The sequence below is a fragment of the Jannaschia sp. Os4 genome (genome assembly GCF_016820245.1).
In the GTDB taxonomy this organism is placed as follows: Bacteria; Pseudomonadota; Alphaproteobacteria; order Rhodobacterales; family Rhodobacteraceae; genus Jannaschia.
The window spans coordinates 48,378-69,617 of record NZ_JAFCAR010000004.1; the positions used below are offsets into that span (position 1 = coordinate 48,378).

General features: G+C 71.5%; 20 protein-coding genes. 12 read left to right on the forward strand and 8 right to left on the reverse strand.

What is annotated here, in order from left to right; translation table 11 throughout:
* The first annotated feature begins 18 nt into the window (after window positions 1-18).
* From JQC91_RS09145 to JQC91_RS09155, 3 genes are read left to right on the forward strand one after another with little or no spacing between them, the layout of a single operon-like run.
* The gene (locus JQC91_RS09145) at window positions 19-324 is read left to right on the forward strand and encodes a sarcosine oxidase subunit delta (RefSeq protein WP_203286535.1); all 306 of its coding nucleotides are present in this window, start codon (window positions 19-21) and stop codon (window positions 322-324) included.
* A complete protein-coding gene (locus JQC91_RS09150) occupies window positions 321-3,299 on the forward strand; it encodes a sarcosine oxidase subunit alpha family protein (RefSeq protein ID WP_203286536.1) in 2,979 nt (992 codons plus the stop codon). Before JQC91_RS09145 ends, JQC91_RS09150 begins: the two co-directional genes overlap by 4 nt.
* The gene (locus JQC91_RS09155) at window positions 3,292-3,798 is read left to right on the forward strand and encodes a sarcosine oxidase subunit gamma family protein (protein ID WP_203286537.1); all 507 of its coding nucleotides are present in this window, start codon (window positions 3,292-3,294) and stop codon (window positions 3,796-3,798) included. The genes JQC91_RS09150 and JQC91_RS09155 overlap by 8 nt, the downstream gene beginning before the upstream one ends.
* Before the next feature lie 4 nt (window positions 3,799-3,802).
* Here the strand turns inward: JQC91_RS09155 and JQC91_RS09160 are convergent, their stop codons facing one another.
* On the reverse strand, window positions 3,803-4,900 hold the full coding sequence (locus tag JQC91_RS09160; RefSeq protein ID WP_203286538.1) for a glycosyltransferase 61 family protein: 1,098 nt from the start codon (window positions 4,898-4,900) through the stop codon (window positions 3,803-3,805).
* Window positions 4,901-5,055: 155 nt separating this feature from the next.
* On the opposite strand from JQC91_RS09160, the gene JQC91_RS09165 reads away from it, so the two are divergent.
* From JQC91_RS09165 to JQC91_RS09190, 6 genes are all read left to right on the forward strand, one after another.
* Window positions 5,056-6,393: a GSCFA domain-containing protein gene (locus JQC91_RS09165; protein WP_203286539.1), complete on the forward strand. Its 1,338-nt coding sequence runs from the start codon at window positions 5,056-5,058 to the stop codon at window positions 6,391-6,393.
* Window positions 6,394-6,474: 81 nt separating this feature from the next.
* Window positions 6,475-7,074, forward strand: coding sequence for a superoxide dismutase (locus JQC91_RS09170; RefSeq protein WP_203286540.1), 600 nt, complete (start codon window positions 6,475-6,477; stop codon window positions 7,072-7,074).
* 107 nt (window positions 7,075-7,181) lie between these two features.
* The gene (locus JQC91_RS09175; RefSeq protein ID WP_203286541.1) at window positions 7,182-7,523 is read left to right on the forward strand and encodes a hypothetical protein; all 342 of its coding nucleotides are present in this window, start codon (window positions 7,182-7,184) and stop codon (window positions 7,521-7,523) included.
* Window positions 7,520-7,987, forward strand: a complete 468-nt coding sequence (locus tag JQC91_RS09180; RefSeq protein WP_203286542.1) for a host attachment family protein — start codon at window positions 7,520-7,522, stop codon at window positions 7,985-7,987. The genes JQC91_RS09175 and JQC91_RS09180 overlap by 4 nt, the downstream gene beginning before the upstream one ends.
* 121 nt (window positions 7,988-8,108) lie before the next feature.
* Window positions 8,109-9,380 (forward strand): LysM peptidoglycan-binding domain-containing protein, encoded by a 1,272-nt coding sequence (locus JQC91_RS09185; RefSeq protein ID WP_203286543.1) that lies wholly within the window; start codon window positions 8,109-8,111, stop codon window positions 9,378-9,380.
* Between the two features lie 7 nt (window positions 9,381-9,387).
* Window positions 9,388-11,205 carry an ABC transporter ATP-binding protein/permease gene (locus tag JQC91_RS09190; protein ID WP_203286544.1) on the forward strand — a complete coding sequence of 606 codons (1,818 nt, stop codon included), beginning with the start codon at window positions 9,388-9,390 and terminating at the stop codon, window positions 11,203-11,205.
* Here JQC91_RS09190 and JQC91_RS09195 read toward each other — a convergent pair.
* The 7 genes from JQC91_RS09195 to JQC91_RS09225 all read right to left on the reverse strand — a co-directional run bounded on the left by JQC91_RS09195 (window position 11,178) and on the right by JQC91_RS09225 (window position 17,325).
* Complete coding sequence (locus tag JQC91_RS09195; protein WP_203286545.1) at window positions 11,178-11,546, reverse strand: hypothetical protein; 369 nt, start codon at window positions 11,544-11,546, stop codon at window positions 11,178-11,180. The two genes, JQC91_RS09190 and JQC91_RS09195, sit on opposite strands and share 28 nt — an antisense overlap.
* Window positions 11,543-11,977: a hypothetical protein gene (locus JQC91_RS09200; RefSeq protein ID WP_203286546.1), complete on the reverse strand. Its 435-nt coding sequence runs from the start codon at window positions 11,975-11,977 to the stop codon at window positions 11,543-11,545. The genes JQC91_RS09195 and JQC91_RS09200 overlap by 4 nt, the downstream gene beginning before the upstream one ends.
* Window positions 11,974-13,398: an ATP-binding protein gene (locus JQC91_RS09205; RefSeq protein ID WP_203286547.1), complete on the reverse strand. Its 1,425-nt coding sequence runs from the start codon at window positions 13,396-13,398 to the stop codon at window positions 11,974-11,976. Before JQC91_RS09205 ends, JQC91_RS09200 begins: the two co-directional genes overlap by 4 nt.
* On the reverse strand, window positions 13,395-13,778 hold the full coding sequence (locus JQC91_RS09210) for a response regulator (RefSeq protein ID WP_203286548.1): 384 nt from the start codon (window positions 13,776-13,778) through the stop codon (window positions 13,395-13,397). Before JQC91_RS09210 ends, JQC91_RS09205 begins: the two co-directional genes overlap by 4 nt.
* Window positions 13,779-13,829: 51 nt before the next feature.
* Complete coding sequence (locus JQC91_RS09215) at window positions 13,830-14,804, reverse strand: glucokinase (protein ID WP_203286549.1); 975 nt, start codon at window positions 14,802-14,804, stop codon at window positions 13,830-13,832.
* Between the two features lie 14 nt (window positions 14,805-14,818).
* Window positions 14,819-16,186, reverse strand: coding sequence for a GH1 family beta-glucosidase (locus JQC91_RS09220; RefSeq protein ID WP_203286550.1), 1,368 nt, complete (start codon window positions 16,184-16,186; stop codon window positions 14,819-14,821).
* Window positions 16,187-16,287: 101 nt separating this feature from the next.
* Window positions 16,288-17,325, reverse strand: coding sequence for a substrate-binding domain-containing protein (locus tag JQC91_RS09225; protein WP_343069939.1), 1,038 nt, complete (start codon window positions 17,323-17,325; stop codon window positions 16,288-16,290).
* A gap of 238 nt (window positions 17,326-17,563) precedes the next feature.
* Here JQC91_RS09225 and JQC91_RS09230 point away from each other — a divergent pair, with 238 nt between their 5' ends.
* The 3 genes from JQC91_RS09230 to JQC91_RS09240 all read left to right on the forward strand — a co-directional run bounded on the left by JQC91_RS09230 (window position 17,564) and on the right by JQC91_RS09240 (window position 21,233).
* Entirely contained in the window at window positions 17,564-18,919 is a 1,356-nt protein-coding gene (locus tag JQC91_RS09230) for an ABC transporter substrate-binding protein (protein ID WP_238941461.1), read from the forward strand.
* Between the two features lie 131 nt (window positions 18,920-19,050).
* Window positions 19,051-20,031, forward strand: a complete 981-nt coding sequence (locus tag JQC91_RS09235) for a sugar ABC transporter permease (RefSeq protein ID WP_203286551.1) — start codon at window positions 19,051-19,053, stop codon at window positions 20,029-20,031.
* Window positions 20,031-21,233, forward strand: coding sequence for a carbohydrate ABC transporter permease (locus JQC91_RS09240; RefSeq protein ID WP_203286552.1), 1,203 nt, complete (start codon window positions 20,031-20,033; stop codon window positions 21,231-21,233). Before JQC91_RS09235 ends, JQC91_RS09240 begins: the two co-directional genes overlap by 1 nt.
* The last annotated feature ends 7 nt before the right edge of the window (window positions 21,234-21,240 follow it).

Consider the following 21,240-nt stretch of genomic DNA (forward strand, 5'->3'; position numbering starts at 1 on the left):
CCCGACGGGAGGCGCGCCATGCTGATCCTGCGGTGCCCCGTCTGCGGCGTCGATGCCTGCGAGACCGAGCTGGCCCCGGGCGGCGAGGCCCATCTGGAGCGCTTCGGCCCCGGCTCGTCCGACGAGGCGTTCGAGGGCTACCTGTTCGTCCGCGCCAACCCGAAGGGCGTCCATCTCGAACGGTGGCGCCACGCGATGGGCTGCGGGAAGTGGTTCCTCGCCGCGCGCGACACCGCGACGATGGAGGTGCTCGGGACCTACGGCGCCCAGACCGAGGCGCCGCCCGCCGACATCCAGTCGAAGATCGAGGAGGCGTCCCGATGACCGCCCGCCTTCCGCGCGGCGGACGCCGCATCGACCGCTCGCGCAGCGTCGAGTTCTCGTTCGACGGCAAGCCGATGCGCGGCTTCGTGGGCGATACGCTCGCCTCTGCGCTGCTCGGACGGGGCCAGCAGGTGATGGGACGGTCGTTCAAGTATCACCGCCCCCGCTCGGTCGTCGCCGCCGGGCCGGAGGAGCCGAACGCGCTGATGGGGATCGGCACGGGCGCGCGGTTCGAGCCGAACCGCCGCGCCACGGTGCAGGAACTCTACGACGGGCTGGAGGCGCGGTCGCAGAACGCGTGGCCGTCGCTCGGGTTCGACGTGGGCCGGGTGAACGACTGGGTGTCGCCGCTCTTCCCCGCCGGCTTCTACTACAAGACCTTCCTCGCGCCCCGGGTGGCGTGGAAGCACCTGTTCGAGCCGGTGATCCGCAAGGCCGCCGGCCTCGGCGCCGCGCCCGAGGGCGCGGACGGCGACCGGTACGAGCAGGCCTACGCGCATTGCGACCTGCTGGTCGCGGGCGGCGGGATCGCCGGGCTCGCCGCCGCGCTGGCGGCGGGGGCGCGGGGCGAGCGCGTGATCGTCATGGAGCAGTCGGCCCACTGGGGCGGCCGGGCGCCCACGGATGCCGGCGAGATCGACGGGATGGCGCCCGACGCTTGGGTCGAGGACGCGGTCGCGCGGCTCGGGGGCATGGACTCCGTCACTCTCCGCCTCCGGTGCCAGGTCGCGGGCGTTTACGACCACGGCTACGTGCTCGCGAACGAGGGCCTGACGGATCACAGGGCGGACAAGGCGGGACCGCGGGAGCGTCTTTGGCGCATCCGGACGAAGAAGGTCGTCGCCGCCACGGGCGCGCTTGAGCGGCCTCTGTCCTTCGCGGGCAACGACGTGCCGGGCGTGATGCTGGCCTCGGCCGTGCGGGACTACGTCGATCTCTGGGGCGTGTCGCCGGGCGACCGGACCGTGATCGTGACGAACAACGACGACGCCTACCTCACCGCCAAGGTGCTGGTGCGGGCGGGGCTGTCGGTGCCCGCGATCATCGACGCGCGCCCAGCACCCGACTCCGCGGTCGTCAGGGAGGTGAAGGCTCTGGGGGTCGCGGTTCACGCGGGACGCGGGATCGCCAAGGTTCTGGGCCGGGACAAGGTGGCGGGCGTGGCCATCTGCCTGATCGACGGCGAGGGCGCGGTCCTGCAGGAGATCAAGTGCGACTGCGTGGCGATGTCGGGCGGCTGGTCGCCGGTCGTGCATCTCTGGTCCCATTGCGGGGGCAAGCTCACGTGGGACGCGGACCGCGCGATGTTCGTGCCGGACCTCGATCGTCCGCCGCTCGGGGCCGACGGCGTGGGCTTCGTGGCCTGCGCGGGGGCCGCGTCGGGCGCGATGACCACCGGCGCGGCGCTGCGGGACGCGCATGCCGCCGCGGGCGGGGAGGGCGAGGCGCCGCAGGCCGAGGACGAGGCGTTCGACCTCGAGCCGGTGTGGCAGATGCCGCGCGGCGCGCCGCACAAGCTGCGGTCGAAGGCGTGGCTCGACTACCAGAACGACGTGAAGGTGTCGGACGTCCGCCTTGCCGCGCAGGAGGGGTTCGAGAGCGTCGAGCACACCAAGCGCTACACCACGCTCGGCATGGCGACCGACCAAGGGAAGCTCAGCAACATCAACGGTCTGGCGATCCTAGCGGACAGCTTGGGCGAGCCGATCCCGCAGGTCGGCACCACCACCTTCCGCCCGCCGTGGACCCCCGTGACCATCGGAACGCTGGCCGGGGAGGCGCGGGGCGACCTGTTCCAGCCGCTGCGCCGCACGCCGCTGCACGACTGGCACGAGGCGCACGGCGCGCATTGGGAGCCCGTGGGCCAGTGGCGCCGCCCGTACTGCTACCTCCGCGACGGCGAGACGCCGGAGCAGGCGGTCCACCGCGAGGTGCTGGCGACGCGGAACGGGCTCGGGCTGCTGGACGCGTCGACGCTGGGCAAGATCCTCGTGCGCGGGCCGGACGCGGAGCGGTTCGTCGACATGCTCTACACGAACAAGGTGTCGACGCTGAAGCCGGGCGCCTGCCGCTACGGGCTGATGTGCGACGAGAACGGCTTCCTAATCGACGACGGCGTGGCCGCGCGGATCGACGAGCAGACCTTCCTCTGCCACACGACCACCGGCGGCGCCGACCGCATCCACGGGTGGATGGAGGACTGGCTGCAATGCGAGTGGTGGGACTGGAAGGTCCACGCGGTGAACCTGACGGAGCAATTCGCGCAGATCGCCGTGGTCGGCCCCCACGCCCGCACCGTGCTGGAGCGGCTGGGCGAGATGGACGTCTCGAAGGAGGCGCTGCCGTTCATGCGGTGGGCCGAGGGCGAGATCGCGGGCATCCCCGCGCGCGTGTTCCGCATCTCCTTCTCGGGCGAGCTGTCCTACGAGGTGGCGGTGCCCGCATCGCGGGGGCTGGAGCTGTGGGAGGCGCTGCACCGGGAGGGCGCGGACCTCGGGGCCACGGCCTACGGGACGGAATGCCTGCACGTGATGCGCGCCGAGAAGGGGTTCATCATGATCGGGGACGAGACCGACGGCACGGTCGTGCCGCAGGACCTCGGCCTCGACTGGGCGATCTCGAAGAAGAAGGACGACTTCCTCGGGAAGCGGGGGCAGGAGAGGACGCATCTGTCGGACCCGGATCGCTGGAAGCTGGTGGGGCTCGAGACGCTCGACGGCTCGGTCATCGAGGACGGCGCCTACATCCCCGACGCGGGCCGCAACGCCAACGGGCAGTGGAACGTGCAGGGGCGGGTCACGTCGACCTACCATTCGCCGACCTTGGGCAAGGGGATCGCCATGGGGTTGCTCCGCCACGGGCCGAAGCGGATGGGCGAGGTGGTGAAGCTGACGCGGATCGGCAAGGAGCCGGTCGAGGCGCGGGTCGTCAGCCCGGTCTTCTACGACCCGGAGGGGGAGCGGCAGGATGTCTGAGGTGACGGTGGCGCGGGTCGGGGACCAGGGGATGGTCCTCCTCCGGGGCGAGATCACGGCGCTGGACGGCGTCCTCGGCGCGGTCGGCCTGCCGGTGCCGGAGCCGCGGCGGATCGGGCGGGGCGGCGGCCGTGCGGTGGCGTGGATGTCGCCGGACGAGGCGCTGGTGCTCTGCCCGGCGGATGAGGCGCGGGACGTCGCCGCGCGGATGACCGAGGCGGCGGGTGATGCGTTCGTGACCGTGGCCGACGTGTCGGACGCGCGGGCGGTGTTCGACCTGCGCGGCCCGTGGGCGGACGAGGCGCTGGCCAAGCTCACGCCGGCCGACCTCGCGGCGGTCGAGGAGGACGAGATGCGCCGCTCCCGGCTCGCCCAGGTGGCCGGCGCGTTCTGGCGCGAGGAGGGGGGCTGGCGGATCGTGTGCTTCCGCTCGGTCGGAACCTACGTCCACGACCTTCTGGATAACGCCGTCGCGGGCGGGCCGCTGGCCCCGGCCTGACGGGTCAGCCCTCGTAGGGCTTGTATCCCTGTCCCGCCGCCTCGGCGGTGCGGGCGATGTCGGCCTCGATCTCCTCGGGGGTGAGGTCGTCCCAGTCGCCGTCCGAGATCAGCCCCGCCTCGGAAAGCGAGCGTCCCAGCGCGGCGAAGTCCACCTCGCCCCGGCTGGTGCGCGAGGGGCGGTTCCCGCTCTCCTCGATCCAGTTGCGCCGGAGGTGGTCGATGCCCGTGGCCTTGGCTCCGGTGAAGGCGGCGATCTGCCGCTCGAAGATCTTGTCCAGCTCGCCCGCGCGGCGGGCGATGATGCCGACGTTCTGCTCCGCGTTCCCCACGAGCGCGAGGAGGTGAAGCGGCGAGCAGTCCACCCCGATGACGTCCTTCGCCGCCTTGTAGGCCGCGATCTGCTCGAGATGGTCGTGCTGCTGCGGATGATAGACCGTGTAGCCCTCGGCCCGCAGCCGCGCTTCGAGGACGTCCTCGCCCACCACCGAGCCGCGCTGCGGTGGCAGGGCCGAGCGGCTGACGTAGATGCGCTCGTCGCCCGCCGGCTCCACGTCCTTGCCCGCATGCCTGCCGATGAAGTCCCGGAACTCGCGCGAGCCCTCGATCATCTGGAACATGCCGAATCCCTGCTCGGGGACGAGGACGCGCTCGACCCGCGTCGGATCCTCGACGTTGCGCACCTCCACGTCGACGCCGAGCGCCCTCAGGAACGGACGGTAGGTGTCCATCACGTATTGCGGCCGGTTCTGGAACTTCGGGACGTAGAGGGCCCCCGCGATCCGATCGCGCACGGCATCGAGCGCCCAGATGCGCGCGATGCTCTCGACCAGGAAATGCCCGAAATGCCCGAAGAGCGGTCCAAGGAAGAGCCACGTGCCCTCCAGCGCCTCCGCCTCGTCGGGCAGCGCCGGGGCGGTGGTGACCTGCGTGCGCCCGCGCCACGTCACCGATTCCGGCACGAGCCTCCCATCCGCGTCCAGCACGCCCGACTTCTGAACCGACTGGTTTCCCAGCCCCTTGGCGGGAGGCACGACGTATCCGCCCTCGACCTCCGCGATCCGCAGCGGCTTCGACAGGTCGGGCGGGGCGAGGTCGGTCATGGATTGGCCTTCGGCGGGAGACGGTGGGAGCCCTCTCGGGGGTCCCGCCCCGATAACATGCCCATTCGGACATTTCCTTGTCCGAATCCGCCCGCTTGATGGATCGTCGAAGACGGGCTTGAATCGGCCCGCATCCCGACCCCGGAGAGCGACCGATGAGCGACGGACATATCGAGCGGATCAGCGCGGCCGACGCCTTCGTGCGGGCCAAGGGCAACGGGCAGCGGCGGTACCCGGCCCCGGACCGGGACGGCGACCGCCTCTATCCCCTCGCCTCGCCGGTCGCGTCGCCGACCTTCGCCATCGGCCCCGACGACACGATCTTCGCCATCGGCTCCTGCTTCGCGCGCAACGTGGAGAAGGCGCTGGCCTCGGCGGGCAAGCGCGTGCTTAGCCAAGAGTTCGACCTAGGCGAGATCGGCGAGAGCATCGGCGACGCCGCCAACTTCTACAACAAGTACTCCATCCACTCGGTCGTGAACGAGCTGCGTTGGGCGCTGGAGCGCGACACGTTCCCCGGCGCGGACGTCCTCTACCGCATGGGCGAGGACCGCTACATGGACGCGCAGCTGGGGATGGCGCGGCTCGACTTCGACGTCGATACGATCATGGCGTTCCGCCACCGCTACCTCGACGCGATGGCTCAGGTCGCCGAGGCGGACGTGGTGATCGTGACGCTGGGCTACGTCGAGACGTGGTACGACACGAAGCTCGGTCTCTACCTCAACGTCTCGCCGCCGATGCAGGCCATCCGGGCCGAGCCCGAGCGGTTCGAGTTCCGCGTCCTCTCCTACGCCGACGTGATGGAGGGGCTGCGCGAGCTGCACGCGCTGCTGACGAAGCACCGCAGCAAGCCGCTGAAGATGCTCATCACGGTCTCGCCCGTCCCGCTGCTGGCCACGTTCCGCGACATGGACGTGCTGGTCGCCAACGCCTACTCCAAGTCGGTGCAGCGCGCCGCGCTCGACGAGTTCACGCTTGGCCTCGAGGGGGTCGACTACTTCCCCTCCTACGAGTTCGTCACGCTGTCGAACCCGACCGTCGCGTGGGCGCGCAACGACTACCGTCACGTCTCGGGCGAGATCGTGCAGCGCATCATGTCCGAGGTGCTGACGAAGTACGTCGACGGCGACGCGGCGGAGGAGATGACGGCGGACGGGCTGCTCGCCTCCGTGCGGATGCTGCTGAAGCTGGAGGACTACGAGGAGGCGTTGGCCACCTGCGAGGCCAACCGCGATCTCGCCGACGCGAGCCCGGAGGTGCTCATCCTCGAGTCGACTGCGGCCCGCAAGCTGGAGCGGCTGGAGGACAGCTTCGAGATCCTGTCCAAGGTGACCGAGATCGCGCCCGCGCGCCCGGACGCCCTGGAGCGGATGATCATGCTGTGCCGCCCGCTCCGGCGCCGCGACGCCGCGCGCGACCTCCTCTCGGCCCACGCGAACCGCTTCCCCGACCGCGGCGAGTTCCGCGACAAGGTCACGTGGGCCGCGTGACCCGCGCTTGTGCCGCTCGCCCTTGACCCGAAGGGGAGGGGGGCGACATGGGAAGGCGGACCCAACCACAGGAGCCGCCCCATGGCCTTCGAACTGCCGGACCTGCCCTACGCCCACGACGCCCTCTCGGATGCGGGCATGTCGCAGGAGACGCTCGAGTATCACCACGACATCCACCACAAGGCCTACGTCGACAACGGCAACAAGCTGATCGAGGGGACCGAGTGGGCGAACGCCTCTCTGGAGGACATCGTCAAGGGAACCTACGACAAGGGCGCGGTCGCCCAGTCGGGCATCTTCAACAACGCCTCGCAGCATTGGAACCACACCCAGTTCTGGGAGATGATGGGGCCGACCGGGCGCTCCATGCCCTCCGAGCTGGAACGCGCGCTGACCGACTCGTTCGGCTCCGTCGACGCGTTCAAGGACGAGTTCCAAGCCGCCGGCGCGGGCCAGTTCGGCTCGGGCTGGTGCTGGCTGGTGAAGGACGGCGACGGCTCGCTCAAGGTGACCAAGACCGAGAACGGCGTGAACCCGCTGTGCTTCGGCCAGACCGCGCTGCTCGGCTGCGACGTGTGGGAGCATTCCTACTACATCGACTTCCGCAACAAGCGGCCCGCCTACCTCAAGAACTTCCTCGAGAACCTCGTGGACTGGGAGAACGTCGCCTCGCGCATGTGAGGAAGGCATCCTTGCGGCGGCGGGCCCCTGCGGGGGCCCGTTCGCGTTTCAGGAACACCTCCGGGGGCCGGGCGTTGGGGGCACGACCTGCAACCACGGAGGCTTCCATGCCCGAGCGCATCCGATCCAACGACGGCACGCGAGAGACCGAGGAGTTTCTCAAGGACATGCCCGACACCCCCAGCCACCAAGGCCGCAACGGCGGCGACCTCGCCCGCGAGCTGGGCACCCGCGACGCGATGCTCCGCGCCAACACCCAAGGCGCCCGCGGGGTCACCCGCCTCGGCAAGTCGCAGGAGAACAAGGGCGGCAACCGCAACGGCAACGGGCCGGGCGAGGTGGTCGCGCCCTCCGGCGAGGTCGAAGGGCCGGGGCAGGGCCCCTCGGGCAGCGACCAGCCGCTCGACCACGCCGCGCGCAGCGAGACGATGCGGAGCGACAACTCATGACCAAGCTGACCAACGGCACCCTCGTCGTCGTCACCGACAGCGAGAAGTCCCTCTTTCTCGTGAACCGCACGGACGACGAGAACCCCTATCTCGAGGTCGTGGACAAGGACTACGAGGACAACCCGCCCGACCGCGAGCAGACCGCCAACCGGCGCGGGCGCCAGTCCGAGAGCACCGGTCCCCGGACCTACGCCTACGACGAGACGGACTTCCACGAGCTGCAGAAGGACCGCTTCGCCGCCGACCTTGCCGAGAAGCTCTACCGGATGGCCCACAAGGGCATCTACGACCGCCTCGTCCTCGTGGCCTCGCCGCAGGTGCTCGGCGTCGTGCGCGAGCAGATGCACAAGGAGGTCGCGGACAAGGTCGTCGCGGAGATCGACAAGACGCTGACGAACCACCCGCTCGCCGAACTGGAGCGGGTGCTGATCGACACGCTCGACGAGATGGACCACGCCGCCTGAACCGGGCCGAATAGACGATCCCGGCCCCCGTCGCCCCCGTGGCGGCGGGAGCCATGCGTTTTGACGCCTCTCCCGGGCGCTGCTACCCCGCTGGAACGGATTCCACCGGGGGACGATCCACATGACCGGAGCCACGGGCCAGTCTAGGGCCTACGCCCTCGTGGGCCTCGCCGTCGCGTTGGCCCTCGCGTTTGCCGTGTTCCTCTGGACGCGGGACGACGACCCGGCGCCCCGTCGTGACGCCGTGGCGTCGGCGCCCGCTCCTGACATCCCGGCCCCCGCCGTCGCCCCCGCGGCCGCTCCCCCCGCGGTCATCGCCGACGACGTTACTCCCGCGACGACCGTGGAAGCCGTGGAGGCGGTCGAGACGATGGACCCGGCGCCCACGCCGCCGCCGCCGGACCCCGCCGCCCCGGCCGTCGACGTCGTGCGGATCGAGCCGGGCGGGGGCGCGCTCGTGGCCGGGCGCGCCCCCGCCGGCAGCGAGATCGTGCTGCGGGTCGACGGGGCGGAGGTGGGCAGCGCGACCGTGGATGCGCGGGGCGACTTCGTGGCCTTCACCGAACTCGCCCCGACCGAGGCGCCCCGCGTCCTGACCGTCGAGACGCTGGATGCCGCCGCGCCCGCCGTATCGGATGCGATCATCGTCGCGCCGACCGCGGCCGCCGTGGCCGCGGGCGCCGAAGCCCACGAGGCGCTCGATCCGTCGACGGAGTCCGCGCCGACCCTCGCGCTCGCGCCGCCGCAGGCTCCGGTCGCGCCCGACGACGGACCGGACGCCGCGACGCTCCCCGGCACGCCTGCCGCGACCACCGCCCCCACCACGCCACGCCTCTTCCGGATCGACGCCGAAGGCGTCAGCGCGTTCCCCGGCGACGTGGCCCGTGACCCGGCGGGACGTCCGGCGCCCGCGCTCGGCCTCGACGCGATCTCCTACGACGCGGCCGGCGACGTCGTGCTCGCGGGGCGGGGCGGCACCCGCACCGACCTGCGCATCTATCTCGACAACCGCCCGGTCCAGTCCACCCGGATCGGCGAGGGCGGGGCGTGGCGCTCCCCCCTCCCGGACGTCGACGAGGGCGTCTACACGCTGCGGATCGACGCGCTGGACGAGACGGGGGCGGTCACCTCGCGGATCGAGACTCCCTTCCAGCGCGTCGCCCCGCCGGCTTCCGGCGCGGCGGACGGGGGCACCACCGTGGTGACGGTGCAGCCGGGCTCGACGCTCTGGGGCATCTCCGAGCGCTACTTCGGCGACGGCGCGGGGCGCCGCTTCGTCCAGATCTTCGAGGCGAACCGCGATCTCATCCGCGACCCGGACCTGATCTATCCGGGACAGGTCTTCACGCTGCCCGGACCCGCCGCGGACCCGTCCGACGTGCGGGACGGCTGACCGCCGCATGGCCCCGCTCCCGCCCAGCGACGCGCCCGAGGTGCCCTCGGACCCGCTCTCCATCCTCCGCCGCGTGGCGCCCTACCTCTGGCCGGACGGGCAGGGCTGGGTGAAGCGGCGCGTCGTCGCCGCGCTCTCCGTGCTCGTGCTGGCCAAGCTCGTCGCGGTCTCGACGCCCTTCCTCTACAAGGCGGCGGTTGACACGCTCGCCCCCGACACCGTCGCGCCCGCGTGGACGCTGGGCGTCGGCGCCATCGGGCTCACGGTGGCCTACGGCCTCGCGCGGGCGATGGGGACGGGCTTCCAGCAACTGCGCGACGTGCTCTTCGCCCCCGTCGGCCAGCGCGCGCTCCGGCGCCTCGCCTCCGAGACCTTCACGCACATGCACCGGCTCTCGATGCGCTACCACATGTCGCGGCGGACCGGCGGGCTGAGCCGAATCATCGAGCGCGGGGTGAAGGGCGTCGAGTTCCTGCTCCGCTTCCTGCTCTTCTCGATCGGGCCGCTGGTGCTGGAGCTGCTGCTGATCGGCGCGATCCTCGCCGCCGTCTTCGATTGGCGCTACCTCGCCGTCGTCGCCGTGACGATCGCGCTCTACGTCACGTTCACCTTCAAGGTCACGGAGTGGCGGGTCCGCATCCGGCGCGAGATGAACGCGCGGGACACGGACGCGAACCAGAAGGCGATCGACAGCCTCCTGAACTTCGAGACGGTCAAGTACTTCGGGGCCGAGGCCCGCGAGGCGGCGCGCTACGACGAGTCGATGGAGGGCTACGAGAAGGCGGCGCTCAAGACGTCCTACACGCTCGCCTTCCTCAACCTCGGGCAGACACTCCTGATCACCGGCGGCTTGGTCGCGGTGATGGCGATGGCCGCCGCCGGGGTCGCGTCGGGCGAGCTGACCGTCGGCGATTTCGTCATGGTCAACGCTTACATGATCCAGATCACCATGCCGCTGAACTTCCTCGGCACGGTGTATCGCGAGATCAGGCAGGCGCTCGTCGACATGGGCGAGATGTTCGGCCTCCTCGAGCAGCCGCTGGAGGTGACCGACGCGCCCGGCGCGCCGCCGCTCGTCGTCGATGGAGGGCGCGTCGCGTTCGACGACGTCTGGTTCGGCTACGACCCCCAACGGCCCATCCTGCGCGGCGTGACCTTCGCGGTCGAGCCCGGCCAGACGGTCGCCGTGGTCGGGCCGTCCGGGGCGGGGAAGTCGACCCTAGGGCGGCTGCTCTTCCGGTTCTACGACGTGGACCGGGGGGCGGTCCGGATCGACGGGCAGGACGTGCGCGCCGTGGCCCGCGACAGCCTACACGCGCAGATCGGCGTGGTGCCCCAGGACACGGTGCTCTTCAACGACAGCCTCGGCTACAACATCGCCTACGGGCGCCCCGAGGCGGGGGCGGACGAGGTCGCCGCCGCCGCCCGCTCCGCCTCCATCGCCTCCTTCGTCGACGACCTGCCCGACGGCTACGACACCCCCGTGGGAGAGCGCGGGCTCAAGCTGTCGGGGGGCGAGAAGCAGCGGGTCGGGATCGCGCGCACGCTGCTCAAGGACCCGCCCATCCTCCTGCTCGACGAGGCCACGAGCGCGCTCGACAGCCGGACCGAGCAGGACATCCAGACGGAGCTACGCGCCCTCTCGCGCGGGCGCAGCGTGCTCGTGATCGCGCACCGCCTCTCGACGGTGGTCGACGCCGACCGGATCGTGGTCCTCGAGGGCGGCATCGTCGCCGAGACCGGGACCCACGCGGAGCTCCTCGCCCGCGGGGGGGCCTACGCGGACATGTGGCGCCGTCAGGAGGCCGCGGGCGAGGCGGCCTGACGGACAGGCGCAGCCGCCCCCGTCGGCGCCGCGTCGCCCGCGATCGTCCTGCGCAGCCGGTCCTGCCGCACCCGCTCCGAGGCGGGGCCGGGACCGATGCAGCCGGGGTGCCGCGGGTCCGTCCCGCCGCCGAGCGCCTCGAAGAAGGCGAGCAGGTCGCCGAGGCCCTGTCGGACCACGTCGACGGATTGCAGCGCGCGGATCAGGTCGTCGTCCACGCGCTCCAACGTCGCCTCGCCCAGTGCGTCGTCGAGCGCGGCCATGCGATCCGACAGGATCGCCGTCTCGCGCGCCAACGTCGTGCCGAGACGGGGCAGGACGCAGGGGCGACGATCCGTCATGCCGCCACGACCGCCTCGCCCCGCGCGAGCGCCTCGAGCGCGCCCGCGTCGATCACGAGGGCGTCGGCGTCCGCCGCCTCGGCGGAACCCACGAGGTCGATGCGCCCCGTCGCGAGCACGCAGGGCAGCGGATGGCGCGCCACGATCAGGTGGGGATGCCCGCCCGGCGTCCCCGAGGCGGCGAGCGGGTCGCCCACGCCGTCGATCCGGCAGACGAGGCGGATGCGATCCCGGACCCAGACGAAGCCGAGGACCGACGGGCCCGCACCCGGCAGCGGGGTTAGGGGCGGCAGCGGAACCACCTCGTCGACGAGATCGACGGCGACGTAGCGCGTCTGCGTGCCGGGCAGGCGCAGATGGGTCGAGGGCGGCGGCACGGGCGGGGCGGGGGCGAAGCGCGGACGGCTCGTCTCGGGCGCGGGCTCGGTCATGCGGCTTGGCCCGCGGAGAGGCCGCGCGGATCGACGACGACGCCGACGCGCCCGTCGTCGCCCACGATCCCCCCCGCGATCCAACCCGGTCGCGGCGTCGCGTCCGGGAGGGGACGGACCGCCGACGTGCCCGAGGCGACCACGCGGTCCACGCCCACGAAGGGCGCGTCGGGCCCGACAAGCTCGACAATCTCATCCCCCGCGGGCGCGTCGGGACGAAGCATCCGGCCGAGTTCGATCACGGGGCGGCCCGGCTCCGCCGCGGCGGGGTGGGTGCCCCGTACGGCGGCGAGCGGGATCACGACGACCATCCCCCCCGCTTCGCAGACGAGCCCGTCGATGACGGAGATCGTCGTCGGCAGCGTCAGCCGGAAGCGGCACCCGACGCCCGGGCTCGACTCGAGTTGAGCCGAGGCCCCGGCGATGGCGCCGATCTCGCGCATGACCGCGTCCAGCCCCACGCCGCGCCCGGACGTCCCCGATGCGTGGTCGCGGGTCGAGAGGCCGGGCCGCGCGGCGAGGGACAGGATGTCCCCGCCGGCGGGGGCCGCGGGGGCCTCCGGGCCGGCGCGTGCGCGCAGCGTCGCCACGTCGATGCCCCGCCCGTCATCCGACACCTCGATGACGACCGTATCGCCGGACTGGACCGCGCCGAGGACGATTCGGCCCTCGGACGGCTTACCGACGGCGGCGCGGTCCACCTCGATCCCGTGGTCGACGGCGTTCCGGACGAGGTGGGTGAGCGGACCGGCGAGACGTTCCACGATGCCGGCGTCGATCTCGACGTCGTCGCCCTCGACGTCGACACGCACGGTCTTTCCGAGTGCGCGCGCGGTGTCGCGCCCCAGCGCTGCCATACGCGCCAGCAGCGGCGCGACGGGCTGGGCGCGGAGGTCGATGACCGCGTCGCGCAGGCCCTGCACGGAGATATGCAGCCGTTCGGCAGCCGGCGCGAGGGCGTCGTCCGAGCGGACGGGGGGCAGCGCGCGGCGGAGCGCGGCCTCGTGCAGCGCGAGGTCCGCCGAAAGGGAGGCGAGCCGGTCCGCGCGGTCCGGTCGCACCCGGAAGGCAGGCGTGGAGGCGGGCCGGTCCGCCTCAGCGTCGGGAGCGAGCGCCCGGCGCAGGTCGTCGCCCCCCGACGCGAGCAGCTCGTGCAAGCCATCGGTCGATGCCTCCCCGCCGCGCACCGCGGCGAGCCGTTCCTCCAAGGCATGGGCATGGGACGCGACCTCGTCGAGGCCGACGAGGCCGGCGCCCCCCTTGATCGTGTGTATCGCGCGGAAGGCGGCGTCGATGGCCTCGCCCGGCGCCCGGCCGTCGCGCAGGGCCACGCGCGCGGCGTCCACCTCGGCGAGCAGGTCGACGGCCTCCTCGACGAAGTCGTCGCTCAGGGCGTCCATCGCCGGATCGGAGACGGTCATCGGCCCGCCACCGCACGCAGCGCCCCGACGAGGCGCGGCGGATCGAAGGGCTTCACGATCCAGCCCTTCGCTCCGGCCGCGCGGGCACGGCGCTTCAGGTCCGGGGCGTCCTCCGTCGTCAGGACGAGGATGGGCACGTCCGCGTGGCGATCTCCCCCGCGCACGCGCTCGATGAAGCCGAACCCGTCGAGGCGGGGCATGTTGATGTCGGTGATCACGACGTCGGGCGGCGCGTCCATCGCGCCCAGCCGGTCGAGGCCGTCGATCCCGTCCTCGGCCACGGTCGCGTGGATCCCCGCCCGTTCGAGGGTCAGCTCGATCATGCGCCGCACCGTGCGGCTGTCGTCGACGGCCAGCACGCGGATCGGGTCGTTGGTCATGCCGTCCCTCCTGCTCCCGGTCAGGGCTAGAGGGGGGACGTGAAGATTCGGTTACCCCGTCGGGGCGAGCTCGTTCAAATGCGCGGCGCATCCCGTGAGGGCCGCGTGGTCGTCCGTCACGAGGTGGACCGCGAAGTTCTGCATGAACCCGGCGAAGCGGCCCTTGTCCCGGAATGCGTCCGCGAAGCCCATCCCCGCGAGGTGCGGGCCGAGCGCCCTCGCCACGCCGCCCACCATGTAGACGCCGCCGAAGGGCAGGTGGATGAGGCTCAGGTTGCCCGCGACCGTACCGAGCATCCGCACCGCCTGCCGCACGGTCGCCTCCGCGCGGGGATCGGTGTCGAGGCTCCCCATGATCTCCGCCGCCGAGCGCTCCTCGGAGGCGCCGGCCTCGGAGGCGAGCCAGCGGTAGGTCTGCTCGAGCCCGCGGCCCGACAGGACGTCTTCCACCGACGGGAACCCGTGGGAGGTGGACACGAAGGTCAGGAGGCGCAGCTCCGCCTCGGTGCGCACGGGGAGGTTCGCGTGCCCCGCTTCGGAGGGGGGCACGACGCGTCCCGTGGGCGTGACGTGCACGGGCGCCGCGTTGAACCCCGTCCCGACGCCGATCACCAGCCGGGCCGCCCCCTCGCGCGCGGGCGCGGCGGAGGTGCAGACCGTCTCGCAGACGTCGGGGGCGAGATGGCCCAGAGCGTGACCCTGCGCCTGCAGGTCGTTCAGGATCGCGCCCGCGCGGGCACCCGTGGCCGCCAGCAGACGGACCGTGTCGATGGACCAGTCGCGGTTCGTCAACTCCGCGACGCCGTCGGCCACGGGCCCTGCGACGGCGACGCAGGCGCCATCGGGCGTCGCGCCCATCGCGTCGCGGTAGGTCTTGAGGACGGTGGGCAGGCCGGCGAAGTCGTCGTTGCGGTAGCGCCGGATGCTCTCGGCCTGCACCTCGGCCCCGCGCGCGAGGGCGCAGCGGGTGTTCGTTCCGCCCACGTCGGCGACGAGGAACAGCGGCAGGTCGGTCGCGTCGGTCATGGACGTGCGCGCTATCAGCGGCGCAGCATCCTGCCAAGGGCGTGCCACGACGCCTTCGGCGTCCGCCGCTGGCTGTCGAAATCGACATGGACCATGCCGAAGCGCTTGTCGTAGCCGAAGGCCCACTCGTAGTTGTCCATCAGCGACCACACCGTGTAGCCCGCGAGCGGCGCGCCGCGTTCGATGGCGCGCAGGCCCGCGCGGAAGTGCCCATCGAGATAGGCGATCCGCTCCACGTCGGCGCGGCCGGGCACGTCGGGGTTCGCCATACCGGACTCGGTGACGTAGAGCGGCGTGTCCCCGGTGAAGTCCGCGGCCGTGCGCAGCAGCAGCCATTCGAGCCCCTCGGGCGCGATCTCCCACCCCATGTCGGTCTTGGGCAGGGGGCCGGGGACCGTCGAGTAGTAGGGCCAGCGATCGGACTGCGCCTGGAGGCGCTGGCAGGTGTAGTAGTTGACCCCGAACCAGTCGAGCGGCGCGTGGATGCGCTCAAGATCCTTCTCCCACCCCTCGGGCATGTGCGGGGCGAAGCCCTCCAGCACGTCCTCGGGGTAGGTGCCTCGGGTCATCGCCTGCACGAACCAGCGGTTGTAGATGCCGTCGTAGAGCCGGGCCGCGGCGCGGTCCTCGTCGGTGTCGCGGGCGGGGAGCGGGAACTCCATGTTGCACGCGGCACCCACGCCGGGGACGCCGTGCGCGCGCAGCACCTCGACCGAGAGGCCGTGCGCCAGCGCGACGTTGTGCATCGACCTCACGCCGTTCTCGAGCCCGGTGAGGCCCGGCGCGTGGGCCCCGTGGTAATGCGACAGCCACGCGACGCACCACGGCTCGTTGACGGGGGCCACGTTGTGCAGGCGGTCCCCGATGCGGCGGGCCACCACGTCGGTGAAGCGGGCGAAGGCCTCGGGCGTCTTGCGGACCAGCCAGCCTCCCTTCTCCGACAGGGCCTGCGGCAGTTCCCAGTGGTAGAGGGTCGCCATCGGCTTTATGCCGCGCTGCAGCAAGCCGTCGACGAGGCGGTCGTAGAAATCGAGCCCCTCGGGGTTGAGCGTCACGCCGTCGGGCATCACCCGCGCCCACGAGGTGGAGAAGCGGTAGGCGTCCAGCCCGACGTCGCGGATGAGGTCGAGATCCTCCTCCCAGCGGTGGTAGTGGTCGCAGGCCACGGCGCCGTGCTGCTGCAGGTGCACCTTGCCGGGCTGGCGGGCGAAGGCGTCCCAGTGCGTCTCGCCTGCGCCGCCGAAGGCGTGGCCCTCGATCTGGTAGGCGCTCGTCGCCGTCGAGAAGACGAACCCCTCGGGGAAGTCGCTGCGCGCGACGGAGAACTCCGTCGGGGCGGTCTCCGACGCGAGGTCCGGCGACGGCTGCTGATAGTCCTTCATGGCGAATCCCACCTCTGTCCCGCGGCGACCCCTAGCGCGAGGCCCCGGGGGAGGGGGAAGCGAGGGGAGGGGCGTTCTTCGCGGAGTGGCGCATCCCCGCCTCAGGCGGGGGCGGGCCCCGTCGAGCGGCCTAGGACCAGCGGGCAGTCCCAGACCTCCGCGACGATCGGGCGGTCCGGGGCCGCGATCCGGGCGATCAGCAGCTCGGCGCAGCGCCGTCCGGCCGCCCGCACGGAGGACCGGGTGGCGGTGAAGGGCGGGGCCTCGCGGTCGTCGGGCTCGTTGCCGATGTAGCTGAGGACGTCGTCGAAGATGGCGACCGAGACGTCCGCGCCGATGCGCAGCCCGCGGGCCGCGATGGCGCGCCGCACCCCGACGGCGGCGAGGACCGACGCGACGACGAGGCCGGTGGGCGGGCTCGGCCCGTCGAGCATCCGCGCCGCGGCGGCGTAGCCCAGCGGCTCCGTCATCTCGGCGGCGGCGCGGTGGGCCGGGTCGACCTGCAGGCCCGCAGCCGCCATGGCCGCGTCGAACCCGTCGCGGCGGCGATGCGCGAAGTCCATGTCCTCCAAGCCGTTCACGAGGCCGATCCGCCGGTGTCCCAGGCCGATCAGGTGCTCGGTGAGGCGGACGAAGGCCCGGCGGTTCTCGACGTCGACGTGATCGTAGGGCCGGACCGCGCCCGACGCGCGCCCGTGCACCACGAAGGGCAGGCCCAAGGACTGCAGGATGCCGATCCGCGCGTCATCGATCCGCGGGCCGTGGACGATGAACCCGTCGACCGCGCCCGACTGCGCCAGCCGCTCGTAGGCGGCCGTCCCGTCGTCCGGGACGGTCGTCATCAGCATGTCGTAGCCGGCGCTGGCGTAGACCTCGCCCGCGCCCGCGGTGAAGTCGGCGAAGATCGGGTTGACCGTCTCGTGGCCGATGGACTGCGGGATGACGTGGCCGATGGCCATGGAGCGTCCCGTCGCCAAGGCGGCGGCCCGGCGGTTGGGCCGGTACCCGTGGTCAATCGCGGCCTTCTGGACGCGCCTCCGCGTCTCCTCGCGCACCTCCGGGTAGCCGCCGAGCGCGCGGCTCACGGTGGTCGGCGACAGGCCGACGAGCTCGGCGAACTCGCGAAGGGTCATCGACATGGCGCGGCCCTCCCGAACCGGTTCGACACGACCGGACCTTGGCCCGTGCGGCGCGACCCGGGCAAGTGCGCGTTCAGGTCGCATCGCGCCGGGGGCGGGCTTCGACGCTTCGCGTTGACTCGGTCGGGGGAGCACTGGCAGGGATGTCGTCACCAAAGCGCTTTGGGGCGGGACCGGCCCGCCGTTGCGCGCTAGGAACGACGAGACGGACCCGATCAACGGGCCGCTGGGAGGAGAAATGATGAAGAACCTGATGGGTGGCGCCGCCGCCATCGCGCTCATGTCCGGAGCCGCGTTCGCGGGCGGGCACCTGCCGATCGAGCCGGGCTCGGGCGACTACGACTGGACCGCCTACGACGAGTTCGCGGCGAACACCGACCTGTCCGGCCAGTCCCTGTCGATCACCGGCCCGTGGACCGGCGACGAGAAGGCCAAGTTCGACGCGGTCGTCGCGCTGTTCGCCGAGGCCACGGGCGCCGAGGCCGAGTATTCCGGCTCCGATTCGTTCGAGCAGGACATCGTGATCGCCGCCGAGGCGGGCTCGGCCCCGAACCTCGCGGTGTTCCCGCAGCCGGGCCTCGCCGCCGACATGGCCGCGCGCGGCCAGCTCTCGCCGCTGCCCGAGGGCACCTCGGAGTTCGTCGCGGAGAACTTCGCCGCCGGCCAGTCGTGGGTCGACCTCGGCACCTACGCGAACGCGTCCGGCGAGGACGAGCTGTTCGGCATGTTCTACCGCGTCGATCTGAAGTCGCTGGTCTGGTACGTCCCGGAGGCGTTCGAGGAGAACGACTACGAGATCCCCGAGACGATGGAGGAGCTGATCGCGCTCTCCGACCAGATCGTCGAGGACGGGGGCACCCCGTGGTGCATCGGCCTCGGCTCGGGCGCGGCGACCGGCTGGCCGGCGACCGACTGGGTGGAGGACATGATGCTCCGCACCCAGCCCCCCGAGGTCTACGACGCGTGGGTGGCCAACGAGCTTTCCTTCGACAGCCCCGAGGTGATCGGCGCGATCGAGGCCTACGGCCAGTTCGCCCGCAACGAGGACTACGTGGCCGGCGGCGGCGAGACCGCGGCGTCCACGGACTTCCGCGACAGCCCGAACGGCCTCTTCGAGGTGCCGCCCGCGTGCTACATGCACCGCCAGGCGTCCTTCATCCCGGCCTTCTTCCCCGAGGGCACCGAGGTGGGCGAGGACGTGGACTTCTTCTACTTCCCCGCCTTCGAGGGGCAGGACCTCGGCTCGCCCGTTCTCGGCGCCGGGACGCTGTTCTCGATCACCAACCCGTCGGACACGGCCAACGCGTTCATCGAGTTCCTCAAGCTGCCGATCGCGCACGAGGCGTGGATGACGCAGGGCGGGTTCCTGACGGCGCATGGCGGCGTGAACGCCGACCTCTACGCGGACGACGCGCTGCGCGGCCAAGCGGAGATCATCCAAGGCGCGACCACGTTCCGCTTCGACGGCTCGGACCTGATGCCCGGCGAGATCGGCGCGGGCGCCTTCTGGACGGGCATGGTGGACTACACCACCGGCGCCTCGGCCGAGGAGGTCGCGGCCGGCATCCAGGAGCGCTGGGACGCCATCAAGTGAGCCGACCGGCCCACTAGACCATTGACGGGGGCGCGCATGGCGTGCCCCCGTCGCACCGAGGGGCCCACGGAGGCCGCGCCGCGGACCGGCGCGGGGGTCCCGCCGCGAGGCGAACTTGGGGAGGAGCGACCATGCCACCCGTCCTGCAGGGACTGATCACCATCGTGCTGGGGGTGGGCGGCTGCGTCGGCTACTTCTACCTGTCGAACCTCGTGCTCGACCGGTTCATCTTCCCGGCCAAGGGCCCGAACGCGGGGCGCAACATCAATCGCGCCAACATGGTCCGCCCGTGGCTGTTCATCTTCCCGGCCTTCGCCGCGCTCGGCCTCTACCTCGCCTACCCGGTGGTGGGCTCGTTCATCCGCTCTCTCTACGGGCGCAACCCGGACGAGTTCGTGGGCTTGGGCAACTACATGTGGCTCTTCTCGGACGGCGAGTTCCGGCAGGCCGTGCTGAACAACATCCTCTGGGCCATCGTCGTCCCCGCCGGCGCGACCTTCTTCGGTCTGATCGCGGCCCAGCTGACCGACCGCTTGTCTTGGGGCAACATCGCCAAGTCGCTGATCTTCATGCCGATGGCGATCTCGTTCGTGGGCGCCTCGCTGATCTGGAAGTTCGTCTACGCCAACGACGCCGACATCGGGATCGTCAACGCCTTCCGCGCGTGGGCCTTCGACGCCGACCCGATCGACCCGATGCAGATCCCGTTCTGGAACAACTTCTTCCTGATGTTCATCCTGATCTGGATCCAGACCGGCTTCGCCATGGTGATCCTGTCGGCCGCGCTGCGCGGCATCCCCGAGGAGACGGTGGAGGCCGCCATCGTCGACGGGGCCAAGCCGCTCGACATCTTCTTCAAGATCAAGGTGCCGCAGATCATGCCGACCATCGTGGTGGTCTGGACGACGATCACGATCCTCGTGCTCAAGATCTTCGACATCGTCTACACTATGACCGGGGGCAACTTCGGCACCCAGATCCTGCCCTCATACATGTTCGAGTTCATGTTCCGCGACGACGGGCGCGCCACGGCGGTGGCCTTCGTCATCATGCTGATCGTCACGCCGGTCATGGTCTGGAACATCATCCAGGCGCGGAAGGAGATGCGCTGATGGACAACATCGCCGGAACCAAGTCGTCGCTCGGCTGGGCGGTCAACATCGCGGTCGTCGCGATGGTCCTGCTCTGGATCATCCCGACGGTCGGCCTGCTCGTCTCGTCCTTCCGGGACCGCGACGCGATCTCGGCCTCGGGCTGGTGGCTCGCGCCCTTCGCGACCGAGCAGTCCTACCGCGCGCGTGCGGGGGCGGAAGGCGTGCCCGACGGGGACGCCTTCGTCGTCACGGGGAACATCTTCGACGAGGCGGGGGCGACCGGCTCGCTCTCGGCCTTCGGGGTCCGCGGACGCGCGCCGGGCGAGTTCCCCGTCGGCACGGTGGCGGACCTCGGGGACGGCGAGACGCTGACGATGCAGGCGAACGGCGACTACGAGTTCCGCACGCCCGAGGAGCCGGACGGGCGCGGGCAGCGCATCTACTTCCTCGCGGAGACGCCGCCCGACTTCACGTTGGAGAACTACGACACAGTGCTGGGCGCGGGCGGGATGGCGCAGGCGTTCATCAACACGCTTACGGTGACGATCCCCGCGACCATCATCCCGATCCTCGTGGCGGCCTTCGCGGCCTACGCACTGGCATGGATGGAGTTCCCGCTGCGCGGCGTGCTCATCGCGCTCGTCGTCGGCCTGCTCGTCGTGCCGCTGCAGCTTGCCTTGGTGCCGCTGCTGTCGTTTCATACGCAGACGGCGAGCTTTCTGAACTGGCTCTTTGATCCAGACGCCATCTTCAACGAAACCAGCGACCTTTGGGTTGGAGACTATGAGGGGCGGAGCTTCGTGGGCGTCTGGCTCGCGCATACGGGCTTCGGCCTGCCGCTCGCGATCTACCTGCTGCGCAACTACATGGTCGGCCTGCCGCGCGACATCATCGAGAACGCGCGGGTGGACGGGGCGACCGAGTTCCAGATCTTCACCAAGGTGATCCTGCCGCTCTCGTTCCCGGCGCTCGCCTCCTTCGCCATCTTCCAGTTCCTGTGGACGTGGAACGACCTGCTCGTGGCCAAGGTTTTCCTGCCCGACGGAGACGCGGCGATGGTGATGACGCGGAAGATCGCGGACGACCTCCTGGGGTCGCGCGGCGGCGACTGGGGCATCCTCGCGGGGGCGGCCTTCGTCTCCATCGCGGTGCCGCTGCTCGTCTTCTTCACGATGCAACGCTACCTCGTGCGCGGCCTCCTCGCAGGCTCCGTGAAGTAAGGATCCC

Bases quoted from the DNA above. Each gene is read 5' to 3' on its own strand.
- JQC91_RS09145 (WP_203286535.1), top strand. From the start codon at position 19: ATGCTGATCCTGCGGTGCCCCGTCTGCGGCGTCGATGCCTGCGAGACC.
- JQC91_RS09150 (WP_203286536.1), top strand. From the start codon at position 321: ATGACCGCCCGCCTTCCGCGCGGCGGACGCCGCATCGACCGCTCGCGC.
- JQC91_RS09155 (WP_203286537.1), top strand. From the start codon at position 3,292: ATGTCTGAGGTGACGGTGGCGCGGGTCGGGGACCAGGGGATGGTCCTC.
- JQC91_RS09160 (WP_203286538.1), bottom strand. From the start codon at position 4,900: ATGACCGACCTCGCCCCGCCCGACCTGTCGAAGCCGCTGCGGATCGCG.
- JQC91_RS09165 (WP_203286539.1), top strand. From the start codon at position 5,056: ATGAGCGACGGACATATCGAGCGGATCAGCGCGGCCGACGCCTTCGTG.
- JQC91_RS09170 (WP_203286540.1), top strand. From the start codon at position 6,475: ATGGCCTTCGAACTGCCGGACCTGCCCTACGCCCACGACGCCCTCTCG.
- JQC91_RS09175 (WP_203286541.1), top strand. From the start codon at position 7,182: ATGCCCGAGCGCATCCGATCCAACGACGGCACGCGAGAGACCGAGGAG.
- JQC91_RS09180 (WP_203286542.1), top strand. From the start codon at position 7,520: ATGACCAAGCTGACCAACGGCACCCTCGTCGTCGTCACCGACAGCGAG.
- JQC91_RS09185 (WP_203286543.1), top strand. From the start codon at position 8,109: ATGACCGGAGCCACGGGCCAGTCTAGGGCCTACGCCCTCGTGGGCCTC.
- JQC91_RS09190 (WP_203286544.1), top strand. From the start codon at position 9,388: ATGGCCCCGCTCCCGCCCAGCGACGCGCCCGAGGTGCCCTCGGACCCG.
- JQC91_RS09195 (WP_203286545.1), bottom strand. From the start codon at position 11,546: ATGACGGATCGTCGCCCCTGCGTCCTGCCCCGTCTCGGCACGACGTTG.
- JQC91_RS09200 (WP_203286546.1), bottom strand. From the start codon at position 11,977: ATGACCGAGCCCGCGCCCGAGACGAGCCGTCCGCGCTTCGCCCCCGCC.
- JQC91_RS09205 (WP_203286547.1), bottom strand. From the start codon at position 13,398: ATGACCGTCTCCGATCCGGCGATGGACGCCCTGAGCGACGACTTCGTC.
- JQC91_RS09210 (WP_203286548.1), bottom strand. From the start codon at position 13,778: ATGACCAACGACCCGATCCGCGTGCTGGCCGTCGACGACAGCCGCACG.
- JQC91_RS09215 (WP_203286549.1), bottom strand. From the start codon at position 14,804: ATGACCGACGCGACCGACCTGCCGCTGTTCCTCGTCGCCGACGTGGGC.
- JQC91_RS09220 (WP_203286550.1), bottom strand. From the start codon at position 16,186: ATGAAGGACTATCAGCAGCCGTCGCCGGACCTCGCGTCGGAGACCGCC.
- JQC91_RS09225 (WP_343069939.1), bottom strand. From the start codon at position 17,325: ATGTCGATGACCCTTCGCGAGTTCGCCGAGCTCGTCGGCCTGTCGCCG.
- JQC91_RS09230 (WP_238941461.1), top strand. From the start codon at position 17,564: ATGATGAAGAACCTGATGGGTGGCGCCGCCGCCATCGCGCTCATGTCC.
- JQC91_RS09235 (WP_203286551.1), top strand. From the start codon at position 19,051: ATGCCACCCGTCCTGCAGGGACTGATCACCATCGTGCTGGGGGTGGGC.
- JQC91_RS09240 (WP_203286552.1), top strand. From the start codon at position 20,031: ATGGACAACATCGCCGGAACCAAGTCGTCGCTCGGCTGGGCGGTCAAC.